Below are 23979 nucleotides of genomic sequence, written 5' to 3' on the forward strand. Positions count from 1 at the left end.
GCATTCTCCTCAGTGGCTGGCCGCGGTGGCGCCCATCTCGTTGACCTGCTGGAAGCGGCTGAAGCGCTCCAGGGCAAACGGGGCGATCAGCGCCGGGACCTTGCCGCCGCTGGCGACCAGCTCGGCCATGGTCTTGCCGCAGATCGGCGTCGACTTGAAGCCCCAGGTCCCCCAGCCGGCATCGAGGTAGTAGTTCTCTACCGGTGACAAGCCCATGATCGGGCTGTAGTCCGGGGTCATGTCAGTGATGCCGGCCCACTGGCGCATCAGCTTGGCGTTGGCCATGAAAGGGAACATCTCGATGGCATGGGCCAGCAGGCTTTCCTTGAGGTCCAGGGTCGAGCGGGTGTTGTACAGCGGGTAGGGGTCCGAGCCGCCACCGAAGACGATCTCGCCTCGGCTGGTCTGCTGCACGTAGCAGTGCAGTGCCGATGAGCTCACCAAAGGGTCGAGAAACGGCTTGAAGGGTTGCGTGACCATGGCCTGCAACGGATAGGTATGGATCGGCGCGCGGATACCGGCCTTGGCCATCAGCAGCGAGCTGGCCCCGGCGATGGCCTGGACCACGCAGCCGCACTGCACGGTGCCGCGGTTGGTCTTGACCGCCTCGATGCGGCCGTTGCGGATGACCAGGTCCTGGACTTCGGTGAGCTGGTGGATCTCGACGCCGCGCTTGGCTGCCTGCTTGGCGTAGCCCCAGGCTACGGCATCATGGCGGGCGGTGGCGCCGTCAATGTGCCACAGCCCGGCGATCACCGGCAGATGGCCAGGATCGAGGTTGAGCGTTGGCACCAGCTCGCGGATCTGCTGGCGGTCGATCATCTCGGTACGTCCGCCGAAGTGCTTGTTGACCTCGGCGCGTTGGCGGAAGGCGCGGACGGTGGCGTCGGTGTGCGCCAGGGTCAGTTGCCCCCGCTCGGAATACATGATGTTGAAATCGAATTCGTTGGAGAGGTTCTGGAACATCCGCACCGATTCGGCGTAGAAGCGCACGCCCTCGCTGGTCAGGTAGTTGGAGCGGATCACCGCGGTGTTGCGGGCGGTATTGCCGCCGCCCAGGTACGCCTTCTCGAGCACCGCGACGTTGGTCACGCCATGATACCTGGCCAGGTAGTAGGCGATCGCCAGGCCGTGGCCGCCGCCGCCGATGATCACCACGTCATAGCGCGGCTTGAGCTCGCAGGGCGGCGGCAGGTCGACTTCGGCCGGATAGTCGGCGCTCAGGCCGTGTTTCAGCAGAGCGAAAGGCATGGGGCGTGCTCCTGTGATGCGCGGGCCTGGGCGGCCTGTTGCTGCAGGTCGAGGGCGAGCAAGGTGTTCTTCATCAGGTAGGCGATGGTCATGGGGCCGACACCGCCAGGAACCGGGGTGATGGCTGCGGCCTGGGGCAGGGCGGCGGCGAAGTCGACGTCGCCGACCAGACGGCTGCGGCCGTCTTCGTCGATGCGGTTGATACCCACGTCGATCACCACCGCGCCGGGCTTGAGCCAGTCGGCACCGATCAGACGGGGCTTGCCGACCGCGGCGACCAGTATGTCGGCCTGGCGGCACAGCGCGGGCAAGTCGCGGCTGCGCGAGTGCACCACGGTGACCGTGCAATCGGCGTGCAGCAGCAACGCAGCCATCGGCTTGCCAACGATGTTCGAGCGGCCGACCACCACCGCATGCTTGCCGCGCAGGTCACCACAGGCATCACGCAGCAGGCGCATGCAGCCGCTGGGCGTGCAGGGGGTTAGCACATCCCGGCCCTGGGCCAGGCCACCGACGTTGGCACTGTGGAAACCGTCGACATCCTTGAGCGGATTGACGGCCTGCAGTACCCGGTGTTCATCGATGTGCGGAGGCAGCGGCAGTTGCACGAGGATGCCGTTGACCGAAGGATCTGAGTTGAGGCGCTGGACCAGCGCGAGCAGGGTTGCCTCCGTGGTATTGGCGTCGAGGCGATGCTCCAGCGAGCGGATGCCGACTTCTTCCGCACGCAGCACCTTGTTGCGCACATACACCTGGCTGGCCGCATCGGTGCCCACCAGCACCACGGCCAGACCCGGCTGGATGCCGCCTTCGCGCAATGCCAGGACCTGCTCGCGCACCTCGGCCAGCACCCGCGCCGAGGCGGCCTTGCCGTCGATCAGCTTGATGTTCTGGTGGGCATTCATTTGAAGATCACCGTGCGCTCGCCATTGATGAATACCCGATGCTCGAGGTGATATTTCAAGGCGCGCGACAGGGCGATGGTCTCGGTATCACGGCCGATGGCGACCAGGTCATCAGGGGCGCAGGCGTGATCGACCCGCTGGACCTCCTGCTCGATGATCGGACCTTCGTCCAGGTCGCTGGTGACGTAGTGGGCGGTGGCGCCGATCAGCTTGACGCCGCGCTGGTAGGCCTGGTGGTAGGGCTTCGCGCCCTTGAAGCCCGGCAGGAACGAGTGGTGGATATTGATTGCGCGGCCCGAGAGTTGCTTGCACAGGTCATCGGAGAGGATCTGCATGTAGCGCGCCAGCACCACGAGGCCGGTCTCGGTCTCGTCGACGATGCGCATCAGCGCCGCTTCCTGCTCAGCCTTGGTGTCCTTGCTGACGGGCAGGTAGACGAAACGGATGCCCTGGCGTTCTGCCATATGGCGCAGGTCGAGGTGGTTGGACACGATGGCGGTGATCTGCATGTCCAGCTCGCCCTTGGCGTGGCGGTACAGGAGGTCGGTCAGGCAATGGTCGAACTTGCTCACCATCAGCAAGACGCGCATCGGCCGGGCGCTGCCGTGCAGGCTCCAATCCATGGTGAAGCGCTGCGCCACATCGGCGAAGCCTGCTTCCACCTGACCGATATCGCCGGCCAGGCCCTCGTTGAAACGGAACACTGCGCGCATGAAGAAGCGGCCGGTATCCTCGTCGTCGAACTGCGCCATCTCGCTGATGTAGCAACCTTGCTCGGCCAGAAAGGTGCTCACCGCCGAGACGATGCCGGACACCGCCGGGCAACTGACGCGAATGATGAAGTGGCTGGGGGCGTGGTGCATATGGGGGCCTCTGGGTCAGTGGCGGCAGATCGCGAAGAGTTATTTCTTGGTAGGAATATTAATTTCCTTTTGCGCTTTTATAGGCGAAGTTGGAGAGCGGGTCTATACCCGAGGGAAAATTTTTATCTTGGCAGGAAAATTTAGAGCGGCTTCCGGGAGTACCGAGGCTCGACGGACCTCACTCCACCCCGTAGTTCATGATCGACAACAACCTGATCGGCACTTGCACCAGCTGTTCCGGCCCATGCGGGGTCTCGCCGTCGAAGGTCAAGCTGTCGCCAGCCTCCATGTGATACAGCTGGTTGCCGTGCCGGTACACCAGTTCGCCTTCGAGCAGATGCAGGAACTCGGTGCCCGGATGGGCAAATGTGGGGAACTCTTCGCTGGCGTCGTCCATGCTCACCATGTACGCCTCGAAACTCTTCTTCGGCCCCCGGGTGTGGTTCAGCAGGTGATAGGTGTGGCCTTTCTCGGTACCGCGCCTTACCACTTCAAGGCCGTCGCCGGCCTTGACCAGCAGCGCATTGCCATCGGCCTGGTCGTACTGGCTGAACAGCTTGGACATGGGCATGCCAAGCACATCGCAGAGCCGGCTCAAGGTGTCGAGGCTTGTCGAGACCTGGGCGTTCTCGATCTTGCTCAGCATGCCTTGGCTGATGCCGGCAATGCGCGCCACGTCGGCGAGCTTGAGGGCCTGGGCCAGACGCTGGCGCTTGATCTGCAAGCCCAGGTATTGCTCCAGACGAAGGCGCGGTTCGGTGACGGTCGACATCGGGCGGTATCCTGCACGGTTTCAGTTCAAGAATAAGCGTTTCGCACCGAGAAAGTGCGATACGGCATCTGTGTGCCTTCTACTTTCCTGCTACGAAAGCAAGTTTCCCATATATACAGAACAAAATCGCCTTCTGACCACTTCTGGAGCGATCAAGGCAAGTTGGCAAGGCAGTTGCATTCCTGATAGGAAAATAAGTTTCCTCAATGGAATTTAACACCGGTCCCACCCTGCCTTGTCCCTTTTCCCAGGAGTGATCACCCATGTTGCCAGCAGAAACCCAGCGCGCCATTGACCAACACGGCATCAAGTACGTGCTGGCGCAGTTCGTCGATATCCACGGTTCGGCGAAGACCAAGTCGGTACCCGTGTCGGGCCTCAAGATGGTGGCCGAGGAGGGCGCCGGCTTTGCCGGATTCGCGATCTGCGGCATGGGGATGGAGCCGCACGGTCCTGACTTCATGGCCCGCGGCGATCTCTCCACACTGATTCCGGTGCCTTGGCAGCCCGGCTACGGGCGAGTGGTATGCGTGGGTCACGTCAACGGCGAGCCTTGGCCCTATGACAGCCGCCATGTCCTGCAACGGCAGGTGCAGCGCCTGGCGGACAAGGGCTGGACCTTGAACACTGGGCTTGAACCCGAGTTCAGCCTGTTTCGCCGTGATGCCGGGGGCAAGCTGCAACTGGTGGATGCCTCGGACAACCTCGACAAGCCCTGCTACGACTATAAAGGTCTGTCCCGCTCCCGCGAGTTTCTCGAGCGTCTCACCGAGGCGCTGCAGCCGGTCGGCTTCGACATCTACCAGATCGACCATGAGGACGCCAACGGCCAGTTCGAGATCAACTATACCTACAGCGATGCCCTCGAGTCGGCTGACCGCTTTACCTTCTTCCGCATGGCCGCCGGTGAAATCGCCAATGACCTGGGCATGATCTGCTCGTTCATGCCCAAGCCGGACCCCAAGCGCGCCGGCAACGGTATGCACTTCCACCTGTCGCTGGCCAGCGCCACCAACAAGAACCTGTTCCATGACCCGTCCGACAGCAGCGGCATGGGGCTGTCGAAGCTGGCCTATCACTTCGCCGCCGGCCTGATGGCCCATGGCCCGGCGCTGTGTGCCTTCGCGGCGCCCACGGTCAACTCCTACAAGCGCCTGGTGGTTGGCCGCTCCCTCTCTGGCTCGACCTGGGCCCCGGCGTTCGTTGCCTACGGCGCCAACAACCGCTCCGCGATGGTGCGCATTCCCTACGGGCGCCTGGAATTCCGCCTGCCCGATGCCGGCTGCAATCCCTACCTGGTCACCGCCGCGATCATCGCCGCTGGCATGGACGGCATCGACCGCCAGCTGGAGCCAGGCGAGATGTGCAACGAGAACCTCTACAACCTGAGCCTTGAGGAAATCGCCGCGCGCGGCATCAAGACGCTGCCCCAGTCGCTCAAGGAAGCCGCCGACGCCCTGGAAGCCGACCCGCTGTTCCGCGAGGTGCTGGGCGCCGGGATCGTCGACGAGTTCATCAAGCTCAAGCGCATGGAATGGGTGGAGTACTCCCGCCATGTCTCCGACTGGGAAATCCAGCGCTACACCGAATTTTTCTGAGCAGCATGTTCAGAGCCGCAAGCTGCAAGTGAAAACGGCTTGCGGTGAAAACAGAATTTCCGTTCAACACGGACAACTTGCAGCTCGTGGCTTGCCGCTCACAGCTGCCGAACAAAGTGAGGCCCCTTATGTGTGGAATCGTAGGTCTGTACCTGAAGAACCAGGCGCTGGAAAGCCAACTGGGCGCACTCTTCGAACCCATGCTCCAGGCCATGACAGACCGTGGCCCTGACAGCGCCGGCTTTGCCATCTATGGCGACGAAGTGGCCGATGGGTGGGTCAAGCTGACCTTGCAGGCGAGCGACGCCGCCTATCCGTGGAGCGAGCTGATGGGCGCGCTGGAAGCCCGCCTGGGCTGCTCGCTCGACTGGTTCCAGAACGCCAGCGCCGCAGTGCTCAAGGCTCATTGCGCAGAAGCCGCTGCACGTACCGCGCTGGCTGACCTCGCGCCGGGCGTGCGCATCATGAGCGCAGGCCAGAGCATCGAGATCCTCAAGGGCATGGGCTTGCCCGTCGAGATCTCCCAGCGCTTCGGCCTGGCGGGCATGAAAGGCAGCCATATCATCGGTCACACCCGCATGGCCACCGAAAGCGCAGTGACCATGGAAGGCAGCCATCCGTTCTCGACCGGCGCCGACCTCTGCCTGGTGCATAACGGTTCGCTGTCGAACCACTTCCGCCTGCGCCAGGAACTCAAGCGCGAAGGCATCAGTTTCGAGACCGACAACGATACCGAAGTGGCCGCCGGTTACCTGACCTGGCGCCTGCAGCAGGGCGACACCCTGGCCAAGGCCCTGGATGGCGCGCTGGAAGATCTCGACGGCTTCTTCACCTTCGCCATCGGCACCCGCAACGGTTTTGCCGTGATCCGTGACCCGATCGCCTGCAAGCCCGCAGTGCTGGCCGAGACCGACGACTACGTGGCCATGGCCTCGGAATATCAAGCCCTGGCTGGCCTGCCGGGCATCGACAAGGCCAAGGTCTGGGAACCGCAGCCCGCCACCCTGTACGTCTGGGAGCGCGAAAGCGCCTGACCTGCCGACCGAACTACTGGAGAACTTCATGAAAACCATCGACCTTTCCAGCGCCTCGGTGCGCGAGCTCAACCAGGCCCTGCATGGCGAGATGCAGGATCGCGAGTGGCTGGTCACTCACCCCGACGGCAAGCACAACCTGGCCGTGGGCATCAACCAGGCGGTGTCCGTGGATATCCAGGGGCACGCAGGGTATTACTGCGCCGGGATGAACCAGCAGGCCAGCGTAACCGTGCACGGCAACGCCGGCGTGGGCGTGGCGGAGAACATGATGTCTGGCGCGGTGCGCATCAAGGGCAGCGCTTCCCAGGCCGCCGGCGCCACCGCCCATGGCGGGCTGCTGGTGATCGAGGGTGACGCCGGGGCACGTTGCGGTATTTCGATGAAGGGCGTCGACATCGTCGTCGGCGGCAGCATCGGCCACATGAGCTGCTTCATGGGCCAGGCGGGGCGGCTTGTGGTCTGCGGCGATGCCGGGGATGCCCTGGGCGATTCGCTCTACGAGGTGCGCATCTACGTCAAGGGCACTGTGCAGTCGCTCGGCTCGGACTGCATCGAGAAAGAGATGCGCGGCGAGCACCTGGATGAGCTCAAGGAACTGCTCAACCGCGCAGGGTTCGACGAGGATCCGGCTGCTTTCAAGCGCTACGGCTCGGCCCGCGAGCTCTACAACTTCAAGGTCGACAACGCTTCGGCGTACTGAACCGCCCCCGAATTCGAGGAACTGCACCATGAGCGAGAAAACCCCACCGGTACTGCGTGAGTCCGCCACCTTCGACCGCCTGACCATCCAGGAAATCCAGCGCGCGGCCGAAACCGGCATCTACGACATCCGCGGCGGCGGCACCAAGCGCCGCATCCCGCACTTCGACGACCTGCTGCTGCTCGGTGCCAGCGTGTCGCGTTACCCTCTCGAAGGCTACCGCGAGAAGTGCGGCACCGACGTGGTGCTGGGCAACCGCTTCGCCAAGAACCCCATCCACCTGAAGATCCCGGTGACGATCGCCGGCATGAGCTTCGGCGCGCTCTCGGCCAACGCCAAGGAAGCCCTGGGCCGTGGCGCAACCATCGCCGGTACCAGCACCACTACCGGTGACGGCGGCATGACCCCGGAAGAGCGTGGCCAGTCGCAGCACCTGGTATACCAATACCTGCCGTCGCGCTACGGCATGAACCCGGATGATCTGCGCAAGGCCGATGCCATCGAGATCGTCCTGGGGCAGGGCGCCAAGCCAGGCGGCGGCGGAATGCTGCTGGGCATGAAAGTCACCGAGCGGGTCGCCGGCATGCGCACCTTGCCGATCGGCGTCGACCAGCGCAGCGCCTGTCGTCATCCGGACTGGACCGGTCCGGACGACCTGGCGATCAAGATTGCCGAGCTGCGCGAGATCACCGACTGGGAAAAGCCCATCTACGTGAAGATTGGCGCCAGCCGCCCGTATTACGACGTCAAGCTGGCGGTCAAGGCCGGGGCGGATGTGATCGTGCTCGACGGCATGCAGGGCGGCACCGCCGCGACGCAGGAAGTGTTCATCGAGCACGTGGGTATTCCGATCCTGCCGGCCATTCCCCAGGCAGTGCAGGCGCTGCAGGAAATGGGCATGCACCGCAAGGTCCAGCTGATCGTCTCGGGGGGTATCCGCAATGGCGCCGATGTGGCCAAGGCCATGGCGCTGGGCGCTGACGCCGTGGCCATTGGTACGGCCGCGTTGATCGCCCTGGGCGACAACCACCCGCGGCTCGATGAGAAACTGAAGAAGATCGGTTCGGCGGCCGGCTTCTATGACGATTGGCAAAACGGGCGAGACCCGGCGGGTATCACCACGCAGGATCCGGAGTTGTCCAAGCGTCTCGATCCGCAGGATGCGGGACGCCGCCTGGCCAACTACCTGCGCGTGCTGGTGCTCGAAGCCCAGACCATGGCGCGGGCGTGTGGCAAGTCGCACCTGCATAACCTGGACCCGGAGGATCTGGTGGCGCTGACGGTAGAGGCGGCGGCAATGGCGCGCGTGCCGTTGGCTGGGACCCAGTGGGTGCCGGGGCAAGTGCAGTATTGAGAAGGGGAACCGCCGGCACGGAGCCGGCGGTCTTGCCACGGGGCGGACGTGGATCAGTGGGCAACAGCCAGCCTGGCGCTGGTCTGGCGACGGCGATACGCACTGTCCCGGCTCGCCAGCCAGAAATACAGCGGCGAAGTCACCAGCAAACCGACCAGCCACGACAGGTCCGCACCGTTGATGTGCTCGGCCACCGGGCCCACATACAGCGGGGTGTTCATGAACGGGATCTGCACCGCGATGCCGATTGCATACGCAAGCAAGGCCTGCGGGTTGTAGCGACCGTAGATGCCGCCATCGACCTTGAAGATCGAGCCGATGTCGTAGTCACCCTTGTGGATGGCATAGAAGTCGATCAGGTTGATCGCCGTCCAGGGCACCAGCACTACCAGCAGTACCAGCACCATGTCGACGAAGTGCCCGATGAAATCCGCCGAGGCGAACACCGCTACCACCGAGCAACCCAGCAGCACGACCAGCGAGAGCACGGCGCGGCTGCGCGCGGTGGGGATCCAGCGGTAGGCGAAGGTCTGTGCCAGGGTGATTATCGACAGCACTGCGCCATACAGGTTGAGCGCGTTGTGGCTGATGACGCTCAGCAGGAACAGCACCAGCATCAGTGGACCGATAGCACCGGTAGCGAGCTTGACCGCGTCCATGGTGTCCATGCCGACCGGAGTAGCCAGCACGGCGACGGCGCCGAATGCAAACGACAGGCTCGAACCCAGCGCCGAACCCAGGTAGGTGGTCCAGAAAGTCGACGAGACTTTCACGTCTGCCGGCAGGTAGCGCGAATAGTCCGATACATAGGGCGCAAAGGCGATCTGCCACAGCGCTGCAAGCGATACGGTGGCGAGCCACCCAGAGATGTTGAAGCTTCCGCGAGTGAGGAAATCATCGGTCTGGATGTGCGTGAGGATGTAGCCGAAGCCTAGCACGATGCCCACTCCGAGCACCCAGGTGCCGATGCGGTTGAGCACGTGGATGAAGCGGTAGCCGATAATGCCGATGATGCCCGAGCCCAGCGCACCGACGACAATGCCCACCGGTACCGGCACGCTGTCGACCACACCGTGCAGCGACTTGCCGGCCAGCACGATGTTGGAGGCGAAGAAACCGATATACATCACCCCGGCGATCACCACTACCAGCAGTGCGCCAAGCGAGCCGAACTGGGCTCGGCTCTGGATCATCTGCGGAATGCCCATCTGTGGGCCCTGGGCCGAGTGCAGCGCCATCAGCACCCCACCGACCAGATGACCGACCAGAATGGCGACGATGCCCCAGACCAGGTTCAGGTGAAACAGCTGCACGCCCAAGGCGCCGGTGACGATGGGCAATGGCGCGATGTTGCCACCGAACCAGAGCGTGAACAGATCCCTCACCTTTCCGTGGCGGTCTTCGGGCGGCACGTATCCGATCGTGTGTTTTTCTATGAGGGGTGCCGATGTTGTTGCACGGGTCATGACGAACTCCAAGGCAAGGGTGAGTACGGGGTCGTACTTCGATGAGCGTCGGCCAGGGACGACGCCTTCTTGTTGGAGAGATCTTGAGCAGTGGGCGGGGAAGAATAAATTAGTAAATATGTACCCATAAACCTTAAAAAACTTATGTCCTGCGAAAGCGCAAGGGGTACCTAAAGCACATTGCGTGCCATCCCTAATCACCCTTGTAGGAGCGGCGGGTGCGGTTGTGCACAAGGAGGGTGCAGGAGTTGACAGGCGAGCCTCTTACGGACAAGGCCGGGACAGGATTGCCACTACTAGGCCACTGGTCGGGTCCTGGGTTTTTGTCCGGCTGGTCCGCAAATGACCGGCTAGTCTCCGTTTTATGAAACCCGTGTTTCCTTGGCAAACCATCTGCTTGCCGGCACGAGTTCGCACCGGAGGGAGACAGGGCATGAGCGAATCCTTTTTCGAAGACCTGAGCGAGGAGTATCCGATCAATAGCCAGGTGCGCTGCGGCCAGACCGCGATGCGCCTGGGGTTTGCCAACATGACCCTGGATGAATCGGAGCAGCTCAAGCCTGGTCACCTGCAGCGCATCAAGAAAGGCCGGTTCACCCCTCGTGTGCCCGTCAAGCGCTGAGTCGCCCAAGCCCGACGCCCCGCCCGACGGCGGGGTTTTTTTCGTCTTGATTGATCTCACTCAGGGTATCGGCGGGTAGCGCTCGCCGAATCGGCGTGGCCGTGCCTTACTGTCAGGGCAAATCACAGGAGGATTGGATTCCATGCGTATCAGGGAAGAAACTTATTGGCGGTGGGCCGATGCCCAGTTGCACAGCCGTTGCCATGATGAAGAGCTGTGCGACGGCACCAGCATCGATGTGCAGGTGCGGCTGTCGCGGGTTGGCGCCACGCAGCTGTTCCTTGGGCTGTATGCCCGCAAAGGCGCCGCATTGGTGGAGGAGTACTACCCCACGCGCCCAGGCGAAAGCATGACCCGCGCGCTGGTCTGGGGCGTGGACCGGGCGAGGGCGTTGGCTACCGGCGCCTTGCCTATCCAGCGGCATGAGCGCCAGAGGTCCCGGGCGCGGGCATGAAAAAGCCCGGCCTTGCGGGCCGGGCGAACTGGACGGTGAGCGGCTCAGTGGAGCGGGTCGATCACCGTAACGGCCTGCTGCTCTCGGGCAGTTGGCCATTCCTGTTGCAGGGTCTGGAGCACGCGGCCGACGAACTCGGTGTCGGCGGCGGCCTTCTTGCCAACGTAGCCCTGGCCACGGCGGTAGACCTTGAAGCGGGCGCGCATGCTGGGCATGTGCTCTTCGAATTCTGCCTCGATCACATTGGGCGGCAGCCGGTCGAGGCGGACCTCGCCGGTCTGGTTGACCCACAGCAGGTGGTCATCGAGGCTGTCCTTGCGCGCGGCGAACAGCTCGGCCAGCTGGTCGATCGTGGGTTGGTTGTTCAAGTTCATCATAAAGCCCCCTATTACCCATTGGTTGGTCATTTCACGTTTGGCGCCACCATCATGTAGCGCACCACCAAAGCTGCTACATCAGCATCGCAACAGGGGCTTTCTTCACGCTGTCTTTTGGACAGTTCCCTCTCCACGAACAGCCTGCGTTACCGCGCAGGCCGTCTGGAATACCCGTGCCACCGCTCCCGATCAGGGAGACGGCCTCATCATGCCGAAGGGCAATTAACATCGTCAACCGTTTTGTAGTGAATATTTTTGGTCACTACATATTGTCGGACAATCCTGCCCGAGGCCCTTGCAACAGCTGATGAGATGTCGTTCATCGACCCAGGGAGGAGGTCGAACGTTAGCAAGACAGGCAACTAACCGGTATTGTCTGCCCCTACACAAATGACAAGCCGGAACGTGCCATGAAGTACCTGCGAATGCTCTTCGACAAGTTCACCTTGATGCTGCTCGGGGTCGTGTTGATCGCCACCCTGCTGCCTTGCGAAGGCAACGGCGCCCTGCTGTTTGGCTGGGCAACCAACCTGGCCATCGGCCTGCTGTTCTTTCTCCACGGCGCCAAGCTGTCGCGCGAGGCGATCATCGCCGGGGCAGGGCACTGGCGCCTGCACCTGCTGGTGTTCTGCTGCACCTTCGTGATGTTCCCTCTGCTGGGGCTGGCGTTCAAACCCTTGTTCCTGCCACTGGTAGGCAATGAGCTGTACCTGGGGGTGCTGTACCTCTGCGCCTTGCCGGCCACGGTGCAATCGGCGATCGCCTTCACATCGCTGGCCCGCGGCAATGTTCCGGCGGCCATCTGCAGCGCGGCGGCCTCCAGCCTGATCGGTATCTTCCTGACCCCACTGCTGGTCATGCTGCTGCTTGGTGCGGATGGCGAGACCGGTTCTGGCCTCGATGCAGTGCTCAAGATCATCCTGCAGCTGTTGGTGCCCTTCGTCGCTGGGCAGATCGCCCGCCGCTGGATCGGCGCCTGGGTCAAGCGCAACGCCCGCTGGCTGAAGATCGTCGACCAGGGCTCGATCCTGCTGGTGGTCTACACCGCGTTCAGCGATGCCGTTGTCAGCGGCCTGTGGAACAGTGTTTCGCCGCAGCACCTCGCTGGATTGTTCGCCGTGTGCGGCATCCTGCTTGCCGTGGTGCTGGTCGCCACGCGGCTGCTGGGGCGCTGGCTGGGCTTCAGCCTTGAAGACCGGATCACCATTCTGTTCGCGGGTTCAAAGAAGAGCCTGGCGACGGGTGTGCCTATGGCCCAGGTGCTGTTCGTGGGTACGGGGATCGGCGCGATGATCCTGCCGCTGATGCTGTTCCACCAGATCCAGCTGATGGTATGCGCGGTACTGGCGCAGCGGTATGCAGCGCGTGTCGAGGAGCAGGAGCGGGGCGCAGTGGTTTCCTGAGTCCAACGCGCTGACGGCCGCTCACTCTCGCGGCCGTTCAGCGGCGGCAGGTCAGTCGAGGATCAGAAGTTCGCCGGGGTGTTGGCGCTGATGATCTCGGCCTCGTCCTGGCCGATGTTCTTGAAGCTGTGGGGCAGGGTGGTGGGGAAGTAGTAGCCGTCGCCGGAACTGAGCACGCTCACCTGGCCATCCACCCAGAGCTCGATGGTGCCACGGGTTACCAGGCCGCATTCCTCGCCCTCTGCATGCACGATTGGCTCGCCGGAATCGGCGCCCGGTGCGTACAGCTCGCGCAGCATGCGCATCTGCCGGCCTTCGACATCGGCGCCGACCAGCAGCATGCGCAGGCCGTTGCTGCCCAGGTCGGGCTGTTCGCCAGCGCGGAACACGTATCGCTCTTCACGGGGTGGCGCGTCGAAGCTGAAAAACTCCGCCAGGCTCATGGGAATGCCTTCAAGCAGCTTTTTCAGGGAACTGACCGAGGGGCTGACGCGGTTCTGTTCGATCTGCGAGATCGTCGAATTGGTCAGGCCACTACGACGGGCCAGTTCCCGTTGCGAGAGGTTGTTGCGTTCACGCACCAGCTTGAGTCGTGTCCCGGTGTCCATAGCCGCCTTTTTATCAAAGAAGAGGAGGTGTCAAAAATAATGAGCGACGCATTAAAACACACTCCGTGCGGCGTGGCGCTGTGCTTCTCAGCGACGCTGGTCGGGGCGCGGTGCCGGTGTTGGCCACATGGTTCGCAATACGCCATCCCTGCGCACGAGCGCGTGCATCAAGGCAGCGCCGAGGTGCAGAAGGATCGTCGCGAACAGCAGGTAGCCCAACGCCCCGTGAGCCTGGCGCAGCACTGAATAGAGCCGAAGATCATGCGGTGCGATGGCCGGCAGTTGCAGCGGCAGAGGGTAGCCACCGGCGGATTGCATGGCCCAACCCAGCAATGGCATGCCCAGCATCAGGCCATACAGCAGCAGGTGGGAGGCGCCAGCGGCGAGGCGCTGCAGTGCGGGAATGTCGCGCGGCAGGGGCGGATGCGGCACGCTCAGGCGCACGCCGATGCGGATCAGCACCAGGACCAGCAGTGCCAGGCCAGTTGCCTTGTGCAACTGGATGAACAGGGTATGGCGCGGCGACAGGTCGCCGACCATGCTCACGCCGATGAACAGCATGGCCAGGATCAGCACGGCCATGCCCCAGTGCAGCAGGCGTGCAAGGGGATGGAACACGGAGGGGGCGGATTTCATGGCTGTACCTGCGACTGCAGCGACTCGCGGCTGCGACGGTTGAAGGAGTCTGCGTAGGCGGCAGAGCGGGCGGCAAGAATCGGGTCGCCGGAGGGCTCGATGCCCTGGGGCAGTATCAGCGGGTCGAAATTGAGGTCGCGGCAGGCGCCTTGCTCGGGGGCGTCGACCTGTTCGATCACCAGGGTGCCGGCATCGATGCTGCGCCGTTCGCCAGGCCAGGCGTGCGCCGGGTCGTCGATGGGATCACCGGGTTCGGCCAGGGTCAGGCGCAAGGTCCAGCGCAAGGGACCCTGCTCGAGGCGCTTGGCCAGGTCGTGCTGCAGGTATTGCTTGTCATCGACCTGGCCGGGCAGGGGGGCAAAAGGCGTCTGCGCCACCATCCGCCAACGCACCGGATGAGTGGTGCCGGCGGCGTCGGTCAGCTTGAAGGCATTGATGCTGTTGTAGTCGGTGTTGGCGAAGCTGTCGCTGGGCTTGTAGGCCGCGGCCCATTGGCGAAAGGCCGTGCTTTCCGGATGGGCCGCGAAGAACGCCTGTTGCCGCGCAGGATCGGGTTTGCCAGTGGCTGGGTCCGGCGTCGAGGCCAGCACCTGCTCGTAGAAAGCCTGCGGCGTACTCACCGCCAGCACTGGGGGATTGTTCATCCCGGAACGCCACACCTGGCCATCGTCGCTGCGCCATTCGATGGCCATGCTGCGGGTAGGCACTGCGGTATCAGGGCTGTGCGGGTTGGCGCCGCCGATGGCGAAGCGGCCGATCACCGGCACCCTGGTCTGGCTGAATACCCGCGCAGTGGACAGGGGTTCGGCCAGGCCACTGCTCTGGAAATAGCCGCTGACGCACAGGCCCTTCGCATGATTCTTGCGGTAGCCGGGATGGTGCCCTGCCTGCGCCTCGAAGGTATCGATGATGCGCTGCGGGGTCAGCTCCGCGCTGCCGAAGCCTCCGCCGGCATAGACGAAGAGCGCACCCAGGCCGGTCAGGCCGAGGCCGATGCCTACAAGACGCAGGGCCTTGGAAGAGCGGTTTAACGGAGTGCTCATGATTGAATCCGGTCGGTGAATGAGCGGGTACGACGTAATCCACAGGTTTTTATTCCCACGCTGTGGAATAAATTCGCTGGGGACGCGTCAGCTTCGTACACTGATTGCCGACCAACCGGACCCCGGCCATGCACGAACTAGACGACCACCAATGGCGCGAAATGCTCCAGCGCCTGCGCCGCTTTGCCCTGTGGCTGACCCGCGAGGCGAGCAGCGCCGACGACCTGGTCCAGGCCACGGTCGAGCGTGCGCTGAGCCGCAGTGGGCAGCGGCGCGACGGGGATAGCCTGCGCCCTTGGCTGTTTGCCATCCTTTACCGCCTCTTTATCGATGGCAAACGGCGTGAGCGTCGTCACGCGCGCTGGCTGGCCTGGTTCGGGCGTGCGGAGGAGGCCGGCGCTGAAACCGAAGCCATCGTTCAGGCGCAGGCCGGGCTCGAAGCCTTCGCCCGGCTGCCGGCCGAGCAGCGTGCGCTATTGCTGCTGGTCAGCGTTGAAGGCCTGAGCTACAAGGAGGCCGCCTTGGCCCTGGATGTGCCTATCGGCACCGTGATGTCGCGCCTGTCGCGCGCCCGCGGCGCCCTGCGTGAACTGACCGAGGGCAGCCCGACGCCACCGGCCTTGCGGAGATTGAAATGACGCGCCTGATACCTACCGAGCAAGAGCTGCACGCCTATGTCGATGATCGCCTGGAGAGCCGTCGCCGGGCAGAAGTGCAGGCCTGGCTGGCGGCACACCCCGAGGACGCCGTGCGGGTCGAAGCCTGGCGCAGCGATGCCCGTCGCCTGCGGGTGGCCCTGGCGGGGCTCGACGAGCCACCAGGCAGCCCACAACTCGACCTCAGCCATATCCGCCAACGGCTGCGCCAGCGGCGTCATCGGCGACTCGCCAGCGCAGCGGTGCTGCTGCTGACGCTGGGTGTGGGTGGTCTCGGCGGCTGGCAGGCGCGGCAGGCCACCTGGCTCGCCGACAACGCCCCGATGGCCGATGCGGTTCAGGCACACCGATTGTTTGCCGATGCCACCGCCCTCGACCTTACCGCCAGTGTCCCCGCGCAGCTGCAGGCCTGGCTGGGGCGGCATTTCAGCCAGGTAGGCCAGTTGCCGGACCTCGGCCGTTATGGTTTCGAGCCGGTGGGCGCGCGCCTGCTCAGCAACGAGCAAGGTCCAGCGGCCCTGTTGGTGTTCCAGGACCGCGATGGGCAGCGGATCAGCCTGTTCCTGCGCTCACCCGGCGAGCGATATGCGCGCATGCCGAGCGGGCAGCGGACCGAGGGGCAGTTGCAGGCCCGCTACTGGTCCCATGGTGCGTACAACTTTGCCTTGGTGAGCGCCGCGGGGGATGAGCGCGGGGAGGGGGTGCGACAGGCGCTGGGGGTCAGTCTTTGATTCAGTCGCCCAACTCAAGCCAGATCGGTGCGTGATCGGACGGTTTCTCCATCGCACGCAGGTCATAGTCGACCCCAGCCGCCTTCACCCGAGGCAGCAAGCCGTGGGAAGCAAGGATCACGTCGATGCGCAGGCCGCGCTTGGGTTCGTCCTCGAAGCCGCGGCTGCGGTAGTCGAACCAGCTGAAACGGTCGCTGACATCAGGGGAAAGGTGACGGAAGCTGTCGGTCAGGCCCCAGTTCTTCAGGCGTGCCATCCACTCGCGCTCTTCGGGCAGGAAGCTGCATTTGCCGGTCTTGAGCCACCGTTTGGCGTTGTCGGGGCCGATGCCGATGTCACAGTCTTCCGGCGAGATGTTCACGTCGCCCATCACCACCAGCGGTTGGTCGTTGCTGAACTGGCCCTCGAGCAGGACTTGCAGGTCACTGTAGAAGCGCTGCTTGGCCGGGAACTTGGTGGGGTGGTCGCGGCTTTCACCCTGGGGGAAGTAGCCGTTCATGATGGTGACCGGCGAGCCGTCGGCGTCGGCGAAGGTGCCCCAGATGAAGCGCCGCTGGGCATCCTCTTCATCGCTGGCAAAGCCCTTGTGGAGCGTCAGCGGCGCCTGGCGTGACAACAGGGCGACGCCGTAGTGGCCTTTCTGGCCATGGTAATGAACGTGATAACCCAAGGCCTGGATGTCGGCCAGCGGGAACTGATCGTCGCTGACCTTGGTTTCCTGCAGGCCGATCACATCGGGCTGGTGCTTTTCGATCACCGCCGCGAGCTGGTGAGGTCGGGCGCGCAGGCCATTGATGTTGAACGAGACGATCTTCATTGGAAACACAATCCTGGTAAAAGCCAGGATGCTAGCCGACATCGGCCTTCGCCACCAGCACAGTGCCGGGAACGTTGCGCCGCGCCCGGCCTCAAACCCCCATGAACGCTCATTCCAGGAGGTCTGCCAACCATGTCCGAACCCACCGCAAGCCCGGCCCGCATCTGCCAGCTCGATGACGGCTATCGGCGAGAGGCGCGCGCCCTGCTCTATGAAGCCTACCGCCACGAACCGACGTTCGAGTACCTGTTCGATGCCCAGCGCCCAGGCTACGAGCGCCGCCTGCGGGCGGTAGTGCGCGAACGCGTGCGCCAGCATTTCTTCATGCAATTGCCAGCCATTGGCCTGCTGGTTGATGACCGCCTGGTCGGCATCGCGCTGATCGTACCGCCGCAGCGGCGCCTGGGCGTGACCGACAGCTGGGCCTGGCGCCTGCGGATGATTCTCGGGGTCGGCGTGCGTGGCACTCGGCGTTACCTGGGCTATCAGGCCGCGCTGGCGAGCTGCCTGCCCACGGACCAGGTGCATGTGCTGCCACTGCTGGGCATTCACCCGCAGTTCCAGGGGCAACAGTACGGCGAACAGCTGCTGCAAGCCGTGCATGACTGGTGCGCCGAAGACCCGCATACCCAAGGCGTGGTCCTGGACACTGGCAACGAGCAGTATCTTGCGTTCTATCAACGCCAGGGTTACGAGGAAATCGGCGAAGTTGCCGTGGGGCCGATTCGCGAGCGGGTGTTTTTCCATCCCGCTCCAGCGCCCTCTGTGGCAGCGCTGGCTTGATGCGCGGTGTGTCGGGGCGTCAAGCTCTGGTAGCATGCGCCGCATGACGTATTCAGGAAGATTTGCCTGGGGCCTTGTTTTCATGGTCGCCAGCACCGCAGGTTGGGCTCAGAGCGAACTGGTCGTGCGGGTCAAACCCGCCAACAAGGCGCTCAGGGCCAATGTCGAAGGGTATATCGGTAGCCTTGGCGACCGCGATGAAGACGCGCTGCTGCGTTTCAGCCGCGGCGCCGAGGAGCAGGCGCGCAAGGCCGCCCAGGCGCTGGGTTACTACCAGGCGCAGATCGATACCGAGGTCAAGCCCTCTGCTCGCGCCGACCAGCCGGCTCAACTGATCATTCGCATCGACCCGGGCGAGCCGATACGCCTGCGCAATGTCAGCGTGCGCATCGAAGGTGAGGCCAGCGAACTCAAGTCGTTTCGTGTGCCCGACAGCAAGGCCCTGCGCTCGGGCGCCGTGCTGAACCACGGGAGCTACGAAGACGCCAAGCGGATGATCCAGAACCAGGCCTCGCGCTATGGCTTTTTCGGCGGGCGTTTTGCGCAGCAACGCCTGGCGGTCGATCCCCAGGCCGGGGTGGCAGACATCGAACTGGTCTACCAGAGCGGGCCGCGCTACCGCCTGGGCGCTGTCACCTTTGGCGGCGACACGCCGCTGGACAACGACCTTCTGCAACGCATGGTGCCGTTCAAGGCGGGCACTCCCTACGATTCCGAGCTCATCGCCGAACTCAACAACGACCTGCAGTCCAGCGGCTACTTCGAAGGCGTGCGGGTCGATGCCGCGCCTACCGCCGCGGTCAGCGAGCAGATCCCGGTCGCCGTCCAGCTGGAGACCCGCAAGCCGCGCACCATGGGGCTCGGCCTGGGCTATTCGACCGACGTCGGCCCGCGCGGCAAGGCCAACTGGACGCGGCACTGGGTCAATCCTCAAGGGCACAGCTACGGCTGGGAAACCGAACTGTCGGCGCCGCGCCAGAACGTCGGCCTGTGGTATGACATCCCCCTCGATCCGCCGCTGACCGACAAGCTGCGTTTCGCTGGCGGCTACCAGTATGAAGAGATCGCCGGCACCGATACCCTCAGCAAGTTGCTGACCGTCGGCCCCGAGTGGCACAGCAAGTTGCCCAGCGGCTGGCAGCGGGTAATCTCGCTCAAGTACCAGCGTGAAGAATATCGCCTGGGCGACGACTCTGGACTGAGCAACCTGCTGATGCCCGGGGTGAGCTATTCCTACCTGCGCAGCGACAATCGCATTGACCCGCACAATGGCTACCGCCTGCAGTTCGACGTGCGGGTGGCCAAGGAAGGACTGGTCTCGGATACCAACCTGCTGCATGCCAATGTCCTGCTCAAGGGGCTGAAAACCTTGGGACAGAACCATCGCATTCTCGGGCGCCTGCAGTTTGGTGGCAGCGCCACCAATGGATACAAGAACAACATTCCGCCCTCGTTGCGCTTCTTCGCGGGGGGTGACCAGAGCGTGCGCGGTTACGACTACCAGACGCTGTCCCCTGAAAACAGCGACGGCGACCGCATCGGCGGTCGTTACCTGGTGGCCGGCAGTGCCGAGTATCAATATTCGATTGCAGAGAAATGGCGCGTGGCGACCTTTATTGACCAAGGCAACTCCTTCAACACGCTGGAACTGCCCAGCCTCAAGACGGGCGTTGGCGTCGGGGTGCGCTGGATTTCGCCTGTCGGGCCGCTGCGCCTGGATCTGGCCAAGGCGCTGGATGACGATGGCGGGATTCGCCTGCACTTCTCCATGGGGCCGGAACTGTGAGGCGGGCGCTCAAGCCGCTGCTGCTGACGCTGCTGGCCGTACTGCTGCTGGTGACCCTGGCCCTTGGACTGGTGCTGGGCACCCAGGCGGGCAGCCGCTGGGTGCTCGGGATGGTTCCGGGGCTCGAGGTGGACGACTTCAGCGGCCGGCTGGGCGGCCGGTGGCAGGCTGGCCAGCTGCGCTGGACACAAGGTGAAACCAGGATCGAGTTACTGGCCCCGCAACTGGACTGGACGCCGGCGTGCCTGCTGCGCTCGACCCTGTGCATCCGCAGGCTCGAAGCCGAGCGCATCGACATGGCCTTCGCGCCGTCCGCCGAGACGACCGAGAGCAGTCCGCTGCTGCTGCCCTCCTTGCGGCTGCCGCTCGGCATTGAACTGGGCGAGCTACGCGTCGGACAACTTCGCCTGGGCGGCAGCGATCTGCTGGGCGACCTGCAACTGGCCGCGCACTGGACGGGCGAGGGCATGCGCATCGATAGCCTGCACCTCAAGCGCGATGACCTGCAGCTTGACCTGCAAGGCACGTTGCAACCCGAGGGCGACTGGCCGGTGCAGCTCAGTGGCCAGGTACAACTGCCCAAGGTCGAGGACAAACCGTGGCAACTGGATCTGCAACTGGCGGGCGACCTGCAGAAAACCCTGACCCTCAAGGGCAACAGCAGCGGCTACCTCAACGCGGAACTTGCTGGCGAAGTCCAGGCCCTGGCGGAGCACCTGCCTGCCACCCTGCAGGTCCGTGCCGATACCTTCAAGCCCGCCGGAACGCTGCCCGATACCCTGCAGCTCGACAAGCTGCTGCTCAATGCCAGCGGTGACCTCGACAAGGGCTACGAGCTGAAGGGGTCGGCCAGCCTGCCGGCCGAGCAAGCGCCGATCGCCTTGGCCCTTGCCGGCCGGGTAGACGCCAAGGGTGCGCAGATCGCCGGCCTTGACCTGACCGCCAGCGAGCAGCAGCGGCTCAAGCTGCAGGCCAGCGCCGATTGGCAACAAGGCCTGAGCGCTGATGCGACGATCGACTGGCTGGATTTCCCCTGGCTGCGACTGTATCCGCTTGAAGAAACCCCACAGGTCAACCTGCGGCGCTTCAATGCCCAGGTGAAATACCGTGATGGCAATTACCAGGGCACCTTCAAGGGCGATCTCGACGGACCTGCGGGCGCCTTCAGTGTCGCGAGTCCGTTCGAGGGCGACCTGACCCAGGTCCGCTTGCCGCAACTGGCGTTGACCGCCGGGCAGGGCAAGGCCGCTGGCAGTGTCGCCCTGCGCTTTGCCGACCAGCTTGCCTGGGACGTCGACCTGCAGCTGTCGGCACTCGATCCGGCCTACTGGGTAGCCGAGCTCCCCGGCACCCTGGCCGGGCCGCTGCGCAGCAAGGGCGAAATGAAAAACGAACAATTGAGCCTGGATGCCCAGCTCGATCTCAAAGGGCGCCTGCGCGGGCAACCGGCCGTGCTCAAGGTCGAGGCAGACGGTGCAGGCCAGAACTGGACCCTTGGCACGCTGGCGGTGCAGCTGGGCGACAACCGGATCACCGGCAGCGGCAGCCTGCAGCAGCGCCTGGCCGGCCGTGTCGACCTCGACCTGCCACGCCTTGGCCAGCTCTGGCCACGCTTGCAAGGGCAGGTCAAAGGCCGCCTGGATGTGGCGGGTACCCTTGACAAGCCCGAAGGCACCTTGACCCTGAAGGGCCAGCAATTGGCCCAGGGCGAAAACCGCGTGCAGAACGTAAGCCTCGACGCCGCGCTCGACAACGCTCAGCGGGGAGTACTCGCGTTGAAAGTCGGCAACATCCGCCTGGGCGAGACCAGCCTGGGCGACCTGCTCGCCACCGGCAAGGGAAACATCCGCCAGCAGGCCGTGACCCTGGCGTTGGACGGCCCGCAGTTGAAGGTCGACCTCGGCCTGGACGGCACCCTGGACAAGGGCGACTGGCGTGGGCGTCTGGCCAGCGGGCGTATTCGTGCCGGTGGTCAGGACTGGCAGCTGCAGGCGCCGGCCAAGCTGCAGCGCCTGGCCAGCGGCCAGCTGGACTTCGGTGCCCATTGCTGGCGCTCGGGGCAGGCCAGCCTTTGTGGCGAAGACCAGCGCCTGGCCCCGGATCCGCGCCTGCGGTATCACCTCAAGCAGTTCCCGATCGAGAGCCTGGCCCAATGGATGCCCAAGGACTTCGCCTGGAAGGGGATGCTCAATGCCGACGTCAACCTCGACATTCCGGCCAGCGGCCCCAAGGGTACCTTCGTGATCGACGCCAGTGGCGGCACCTTGCGCATGCGTGACAAGGACCGCTGGCTGGACTTCCCCTACCAGACCCTGCGCGTGGACAGCACGCTCAGCCCGCGCCGGGTCGACACCCGGCTGGCGTTCCGCGGCGAAGGCCTGGGCGAGCTGACGCTGAACACGCGCATCGATCCGGTGGCGGACAGCAAGCCGATCTCCGGCGACTTCCGCCTGGCTGGCCTCGACCTGTCCATCGCCCGACCGTTCGTGCCGATGGTCGAGCGCCTGACCGGGCAGCTCAACGGTAGCGGCCAGCTGTCGGGTACCTTGATGGCACCACAGGTCAACGGCAGCCTCAATCTCACCGGTGGCGAGGTCAGCGGCGGCGAATTGCCGGTCAGCCTGCAAGACCTTTCGCTGCAGGCGCTGATCGCAGGCGAGCAGATCCAGCTGGATGGTGGCTGGCGCAGCGGTACCGCCGGGCGTGGCCAGTTGGGCGGCAGCATCACCTGGGGCCAGGCCCTGGCTGTCGACTTGCGTTTGCGGGGCCAGCAACTGCCGGTCACCGTCGAGCCCTACGCCGAGCTTGAGGTCGCCCCCGATCTCAATATCCGCCTGATCGACAACAAGCTCGCGGTCACCGGCAAGGTGCTGGTGCCCAAGGGCAAGATCATCGTGCGTGAACTGCCGCCCTCGACGGTCAAGGTGTCCGAGGACACGGTGATCGTCGGTCACCAGACAGAGGAGGGCACGCCGCCGATGGCGATGGCCATGGATATCGACGTCGAAGTAGGCCAGGAGCGGCTGTCGTTCAGTGGTTTCGGCCTTACGGCCAACCTGCTCGGGCGGGTACACATCGGCGACAACATGGATACCCGCGGCGAACTCCGTCTGGCCGACGGGCGTTACCGTGCCTATGGCCAGCGCCTGACCATTCGCCGTGCGCGGCTGTTGTTCGCCGGCCCCATCGCCCAACCGTACCTCGACATCGAGGCGATTCGCCAGGTCGATGACGTGACCGCCGGCATCCGCCTGAGCGGTAGTGCCGAGCAACCGACCACGCAGATCTTCTCGGAGCCGGCCATGAGCCAGGAGCAGGCGCTGTCCTACCTGGTGCTGGGCAGGCCGCTGGGCACCACCGGTGAGGACAACAACATGCTCGCGCAAGCAGCGCTCGGCCTGGGCCTGGCGGGCAGCGCCGGGATCACTGGCAGCCTGGCCACGAACCTGGGCATCGAGGATTTCCAGCTCGACACCGAAGGCAGCGGCAACACCACCAGCGTGGTGGCCAGCGGCAACCTGACCGAGAAGCTCAGCCTGCGCTACGGGGTAGGAGTCTTCGAGCCGGCCAATACCATCGCCTTGCGCTACAAGCTGAGCAAGAAGGTCTACCTGGAAGCGGCCAGTGGCGTGGCCAGTTCGCTGGATATCTTCTACAAGCGCGATTTCTGAGCCGCGTTGAACTTGACGTTGTCCAGACGCCCCTATGCAGGCTGCATGAAGGGGCGTCGACGTGTCAAAGCGGCCGATGCTCGCGGCTTGCATCCCATGGCGCATACGTGCAAGGCTAAAAAAGAATCCCGGTAACTTCACAGGAAACAAAGCACCTTATGCTTGGAATCACACGTATCCATCGCTACTTGCGCTCACTGTCTGCAAATAAAATCGCAGACAGTGGGCGTGAAGTTGAACTCCAACATGCCTTTCGCATTGCCTCGAAGCTCGCAAACTTCCTCTGTACTCCCCGCCCAGTCCCGCCTTACCTCTACGTGCCGCCGGTGCGTGGCCCTGCCAGTCGTATGCCCCCTACCTGACGGCTCATGCTGTCGTTGTTTCGCAGTGCTCGCTTGTATGTGTTTGGAAGGCGAGAGTGTTCACGAAATCACAGGGTGTCATCC

22 protein-coding genes are annotated in these 23979 nt (G+C 64.1%); 12 read left to right on the plus strand and 10 right to left on the minus strand.

Annotation, left to right across the window (positions count from 1 at the left end; genetic code table 11):
* Window positions 1-9: 9 nt before the first annotated feature.
* From AC0ZZU_RS17475 to AC0ZZU_RS17490, 4 genes are all read right to left on the minus strand, one after another.
* Window positions 10-1251 (minus strand): FAD-dependent oxidoreductase, encoded by a 1242-nt coding sequence (locus AC0ZZU_RS17475; protein ID WP_476342381.1) that lies wholly within the window; start codon window positions 1249-1251, stop codon window positions 10-12.
* On the minus strand, window positions 1233-2156 hold the full coding sequence (folD, locus tag AC0ZZU_RS17480; RefSeq protein ID WP_476342383.1) for a bifunctional methylenetetrahydrofolate dehydrogenase/methenyltetrahydrofolate cyclohydrolase FolD: 924 nt from the start codon (window positions 2154-2156) through the stop codon (window positions 1233-1235). The genes AC0ZZU_RS17475 and folD overlap by 19 nt, the downstream gene beginning before the upstream one ends.
* Entirely contained in the window at window positions 2153-3019 is an 867-nt protein-coding gene (gene purU, locus AC0ZZU_RS17485) for a formyltetrahydrofolate deformylase (protein ID WP_476342384.1), read from the minus strand. Before purU ends, folD begins: the two co-directional genes overlap by 4 nt.
* A gap of 178 nt (window positions 3020-3197) precedes the next feature.
* Window positions 3198-3791, minus strand: coding sequence for a helix-turn-helix domain-containing protein (locus AC0ZZU_RS17490; protein ID WP_476342385.1), 594 nt, complete (start codon window positions 3789-3791; stop codon window positions 3198-3200).
* A 263-nt stretch (window positions 3792-4054) separates the two neighbouring features.
* Here AC0ZZU_RS17490 and glnT point away from each other — a divergent pair, with 263 nt between their 5' ends.
* The 4 genes from glnT (at window position 4055) to AC0ZZU_RS17510 (ending at window position 8480) form a co-directional block, all read left to right on the plus strand.
* Entirely contained in the window at window positions 4055-5389 is a 1335-nt protein-coding gene (glnT, locus tag AC0ZZU_RS17495) for a type III glutamate--ammonia ligase (protein WP_476342386.1), read from the plus strand.
* A 128-nt stretch (window positions 5390-5517) separates the two neighbouring features.
* Complete coding sequence (locus AC0ZZU_RS17500; protein ID WP_476342388.1) at window positions 5518-6423, plus strand: class II glutamine amidotransferase; 906 nt, start codon at window positions 5518-5520, stop codon at window positions 6421-6423.
* Between the two features lie 28 nt (window positions 6424-6451).
* Window positions 6452-7126, plus strand: coding sequence for a protein glxC (locus tag AC0ZZU_RS17505; RefSeq protein ID WP_476342390.1), 675 nt, complete (start codon window positions 6452-6454; stop codon window positions 7124-7126).
* 28 nt (window positions 7127-7154) lie between these two features.
* Entirely contained in the window at window positions 7155-8480 is a 1326-nt protein-coding gene (locus AC0ZZU_RS17510; RefSeq protein ID WP_476342391.1) for an FMN-binding glutamate synthase family protein, read from the plus strand.
* A gap of 53 nt (window positions 8481-8533) precedes the next feature.
* On the opposite strand, the gene AC0ZZU_RS17515 is transcribed toward AC0ZZU_RS17510, so the two are convergent.
* On the minus strand, window positions 8534-9946 hold the full coding sequence (locus tag AC0ZZU_RS17515; RefSeq protein WP_476342392.1) for a purine-cytosine permease family protein: 1413 nt from the start codon (window positions 9944-9946) through the stop codon (window positions 8534-8536).
* 433 nt (window positions 9947-10379) lie between these two features.
* Here AC0ZZU_RS17515 and AC0ZZU_RS17520 point away from each other — a divergent pair, with 433 nt between their 5' ends.
* Both AC0ZZU_RS17520 and AC0ZZU_RS17525 read left to right on the plus strand, forming a co-directional pair.
* A complete protein-coding gene (locus AC0ZZU_RS17520; RefSeq protein ID WP_476342393.1) occupies window positions 10380-10568 on the plus strand; it encodes a hypothetical protein in 189 nt (62 codons plus the stop codon).
* Window positions 10569-10710: 142 nt separating this feature from the next.
* The gene (locus tag AC0ZZU_RS17525; protein WP_476342395.1) at window positions 10711-11022 is read left to right on the plus strand and encodes a hypothetical protein; all 312 of its coding nucleotides are present in this window, start codon (window positions 10711-10713) and stop codon (window positions 11020-11022) included.
* Window positions 11023-11066: 44 nt separating this feature from the next.
* Here AC0ZZU_RS17525 and AC0ZZU_RS17530 read toward each other — a convergent pair whose 3' ends face one another.
* Complete coding sequence (locus tag AC0ZZU_RS17530) at window positions 11067-11399, minus strand: hypothetical protein (protein WP_476342397.1); 333 nt, start codon at window positions 11397-11399, stop codon at window positions 11067-11069.
* 410 nt (window positions 11400-11809) lie between these two features.
* Between AC0ZZU_RS17530 and AC0ZZU_RS17535 the strand changes: the two genes are divergently transcribed.
* Window positions 11810-12802, plus strand: coding sequence for a bile acid:sodium symporter family protein (locus tag AC0ZZU_RS17535; RefSeq protein WP_476342398.1), 993 nt, complete (start codon window positions 11810-11812; stop codon window positions 12800-12802).
* A 62-nt stretch (window positions 12803-12864) separates the two neighbouring features.
* Here the strand turns inward: AC0ZZU_RS17535 and AC0ZZU_RS17540 are convergent, their stop codons facing one another.
* The 3 genes from AC0ZZU_RS17540 to AC0ZZU_RS17550 form a co-directional block, all read right to left on the minus strand.
* A complete protein-coding gene (locus tag AC0ZZU_RS17540) occupies window positions 12865-13410 on the minus strand; it encodes a cupin domain-containing protein (RefSeq protein WP_158458351.1) in 546 nt (181 codons plus the stop codon).
* 87 nt (window positions 13411-13497) lie between these two features.
* Window positions 13498-14046: a cytochrome b gene (locus tag AC0ZZU_RS17545; RefSeq protein ID WP_476342400.1), complete on the minus strand. Its 549-nt coding sequence runs from the start codon at window positions 14044-14046 to the stop codon at window positions 13498-13500.
* A complete protein-coding gene (locus tag AC0ZZU_RS17550; RefSeq protein ID WP_476342401.1) occupies window positions 14043-15089 on the minus strand; it encodes a catalase family peroxidase in 1047 nt (348 codons plus the stop codon). The genes AC0ZZU_RS17545 and AC0ZZU_RS17550 overlap by 4 nt, the downstream gene beginning before the upstream one ends.
* Window positions 15090-15217: 128 nt before the next feature.
* Here AC0ZZU_RS17550 and AC0ZZU_RS17555 point away from each other — a divergent pair, with 128 nt between their 5' ends.
* Together AC0ZZU_RS17555 and AC0ZZU_RS17560 are read left to right on the plus strand one after the other, a co-directional pair.
* Window positions 15218-15727 carry a sigma-70 family RNA polymerase sigma factor gene (locus tag AC0ZZU_RS17555; RefSeq protein ID WP_476342403.1) on the plus strand — a complete coding sequence of 170 codons (510 nt, stop codon included), beginning with the start codon at window positions 15218-15220 and terminating at the stop codon, window positions 15725-15727.
* Window positions 15724-16476, plus strand: coding sequence for an anti-sigma factor family protein (locus AC0ZZU_RS17560; protein WP_476342405.1), 753 nt, complete (start codon window positions 15724-15726; stop codon window positions 16474-16476). The genes AC0ZZU_RS17555 and AC0ZZU_RS17560 overlap by 4 nt, the downstream gene beginning before the upstream one ends.
* Window position 16477: 1 nt before the next feature.
* Here the strand turns inward: AC0ZZU_RS17560 and xthA are convergent, their stop codons facing one another.
* A complete protein-coding gene (gene xthA, locus AC0ZZU_RS17565) occupies window positions 16478-17293 on the minus strand; it encodes an exodeoxyribonuclease III (RefSeq protein WP_476342406.1) in 816 nt (271 codons plus the stop codon).
* 132 nt (window positions 17294-17425) lie between these two features.
* On the opposite strand from xthA, the gene AC0ZZU_RS17570 reads away from it, so the two are divergent.
* From AC0ZZU_RS17570 to AC0ZZU_RS17580, 3 genes are read left to right on the plus strand one after another with little or no spacing between them, the layout of a single operon-like run.
* Complete coding sequence (locus AC0ZZU_RS17570) at window positions 17426-18076, plus strand: GNAT family N-acetyltransferase (protein ID WP_476342408.1); 651 nt, start codon at window positions 17426-17428, stop codon at window positions 18074-18076.
* Window positions 18077-18119: 43 nt separating this feature from the next.
* Window positions 18120-19862, plus strand: a complete 1743-nt coding sequence (locus tag AC0ZZU_RS17575) for an autotransporter assembly complex protein TamA (protein ID WP_476342409.1) — start codon at window positions 18120-18122, stop codon at window positions 19860-19862.
* On the plus strand, window positions 19859-23533 hold the full coding sequence (locus AC0ZZU_RS17580; RefSeq protein ID WP_476342410.1) for a translocation/assembly module TamB domain-containing protein: 3675 nt from the start codon (window positions 19859-19861) through the stop codon (window positions 23531-23533). The genes AC0ZZU_RS17575 and AC0ZZU_RS17580 overlap by 4 nt, the downstream gene beginning before the upstream one ends.
* Window positions 23534-23979: the final 446 nt, after the last annotated feature.

Source organism: Pseudomonas sp. JE3303 (genome assembly GCF_056312565.1).

Excerpts from the sequence above, each read along its gene's own strand:
- AC0ZZU_RS17475 (WP_476342381.1), bottom strand. The coding sequence starts at position 1,251 with ATGCCTTTCGCTCTGCTGAAACACGGCCTGAGCGCCGACTATCCGGCC.
- folD (WP_476342383.1), bottom strand. The coding sequence starts at position 2,156 with ATGAATGCCCACCAGAACATCAAGCTGATCGACGGCAAGGCCGCCTCG.
- purU (WP_476342384.1), bottom strand. The coding sequence starts at position 3,019 with ATGCACCACGCCCCCAGCCACTTCATCATTCGCGTCAGTTGCCCGGCG.
- AC0ZZU_RS17490 (WP_476342385.1), bottom strand. The coding sequence starts at position 3,791 with ATGTCGACCGTCACCGAACCGCGCCTTCGTCTGGAGCAATACCTGGGC.
- glnT (WP_476342386.1), top strand. The coding sequence starts at position 4,055 with ATGTTGCCAGCAGAAACCCAGCGCGCCATTGACCAACACGGCATCAAG.
- AC0ZZU_RS17500 (WP_476342388.1), top strand. The coding sequence starts at position 5,518 with ATGTGTGGAATCGTAGGTCTGTACCTGAAGAACCAGGCGCTGGAAAGC.
- AC0ZZU_RS17505 (WP_476342390.1), top strand. The coding sequence starts at position 6,452 with ATGAAAACCATCGACCTTTCCAGCGCCTCGGTGCGCGAGCTCAACCAG.
- AC0ZZU_RS17510 (WP_476342391.1), top strand. The coding sequence starts at position 7,155 with ATGAGCGAGAAAACCCCACCGGTACTGCGTGAGTCCGCCACCTTCGAC.
- AC0ZZU_RS17515 (WP_476342392.1), bottom strand. The coding sequence starts at position 9,946 with ATGACCCGTGCAACAACATCGGCACCCCTCATAGAAAAACACACGATC.
- AC0ZZU_RS17520 (WP_476342393.1), top strand. The coding sequence starts at position 10,380 with ATGAGCGAATCCTTTTTCGAAGACCTGAGCGAGGAGTATCCGATCAAT.
- AC0ZZU_RS17525 (WP_476342395.1), top strand. The coding sequence starts at position 10,711 with ATGCGTATCAGGGAAGAAACTTATTGGCGGTGGGCCGATGCCCAGTTG.
- AC0ZZU_RS17530 (WP_476342397.1), bottom strand. The coding sequence starts at position 11,399 with ATGATGAACTTGAACAACCAACCCACGATCGACCAGCTGGCCGAGCTG.
- AC0ZZU_RS17535 (WP_476342398.1), top strand. The coding sequence starts at position 11,810 with ATGAAGTACCTGCGAATGCTCTTCGACAAGTTCACCTTGATGCTGCTC.
- AC0ZZU_RS17540 (WP_158458351.1), bottom strand. The coding sequence starts at position 13,410 with ATGGACACCGGGACACGACTCAAGCTGGTGCGTGAACGCAACAACCTC.
- AC0ZZU_RS17545 (WP_476342400.1), bottom strand. The coding sequence starts at position 14,046 with ATGAAATCCGCCCCCTCCGTGTTCCATCCCCTTGCACGCCTGCTGCAC.
- AC0ZZU_RS17550 (WP_476342401.1), bottom strand. The coding sequence starts at position 15,089 with ATGAGCACTCCGTTAAACCGCTCTTCCAAGGCCCTGCGTCTTGTAGGC.
- AC0ZZU_RS17555 (WP_476342403.1), top strand. The coding sequence starts at position 15,218 with ATGCACGAACTAGACGACCACCAATGGCGCGAAATGCTCCAGCGCCTG.
- AC0ZZU_RS17560 (WP_476342405.1), top strand. The coding sequence starts at position 15,724 with ATGACGCGCCTGATACCTACCGAGCAAGAGCTGCACGCCTATGTCGAT.
- xthA (WP_476342406.1), bottom strand. The coding sequence starts at position 17,293 with ATGAAGATCGTCTCGTTCAACATCAATGGCCTGCGCGCCCGACCTCAC.
- AC0ZZU_RS17570 (WP_476342408.1), top strand. The coding sequence starts at position 17,426 with ATGTCCGAACCCACCGCAAGCCCGGCCCGCATCTGCCAGCTCGATGAC.
- AC0ZZU_RS17575 (WP_476342409.1), top strand. The coding sequence starts at position 18,120 with ATGACGTATTCAGGAAGATTTGCCTGGGGCCTTGTTTTCATGGTCGCC.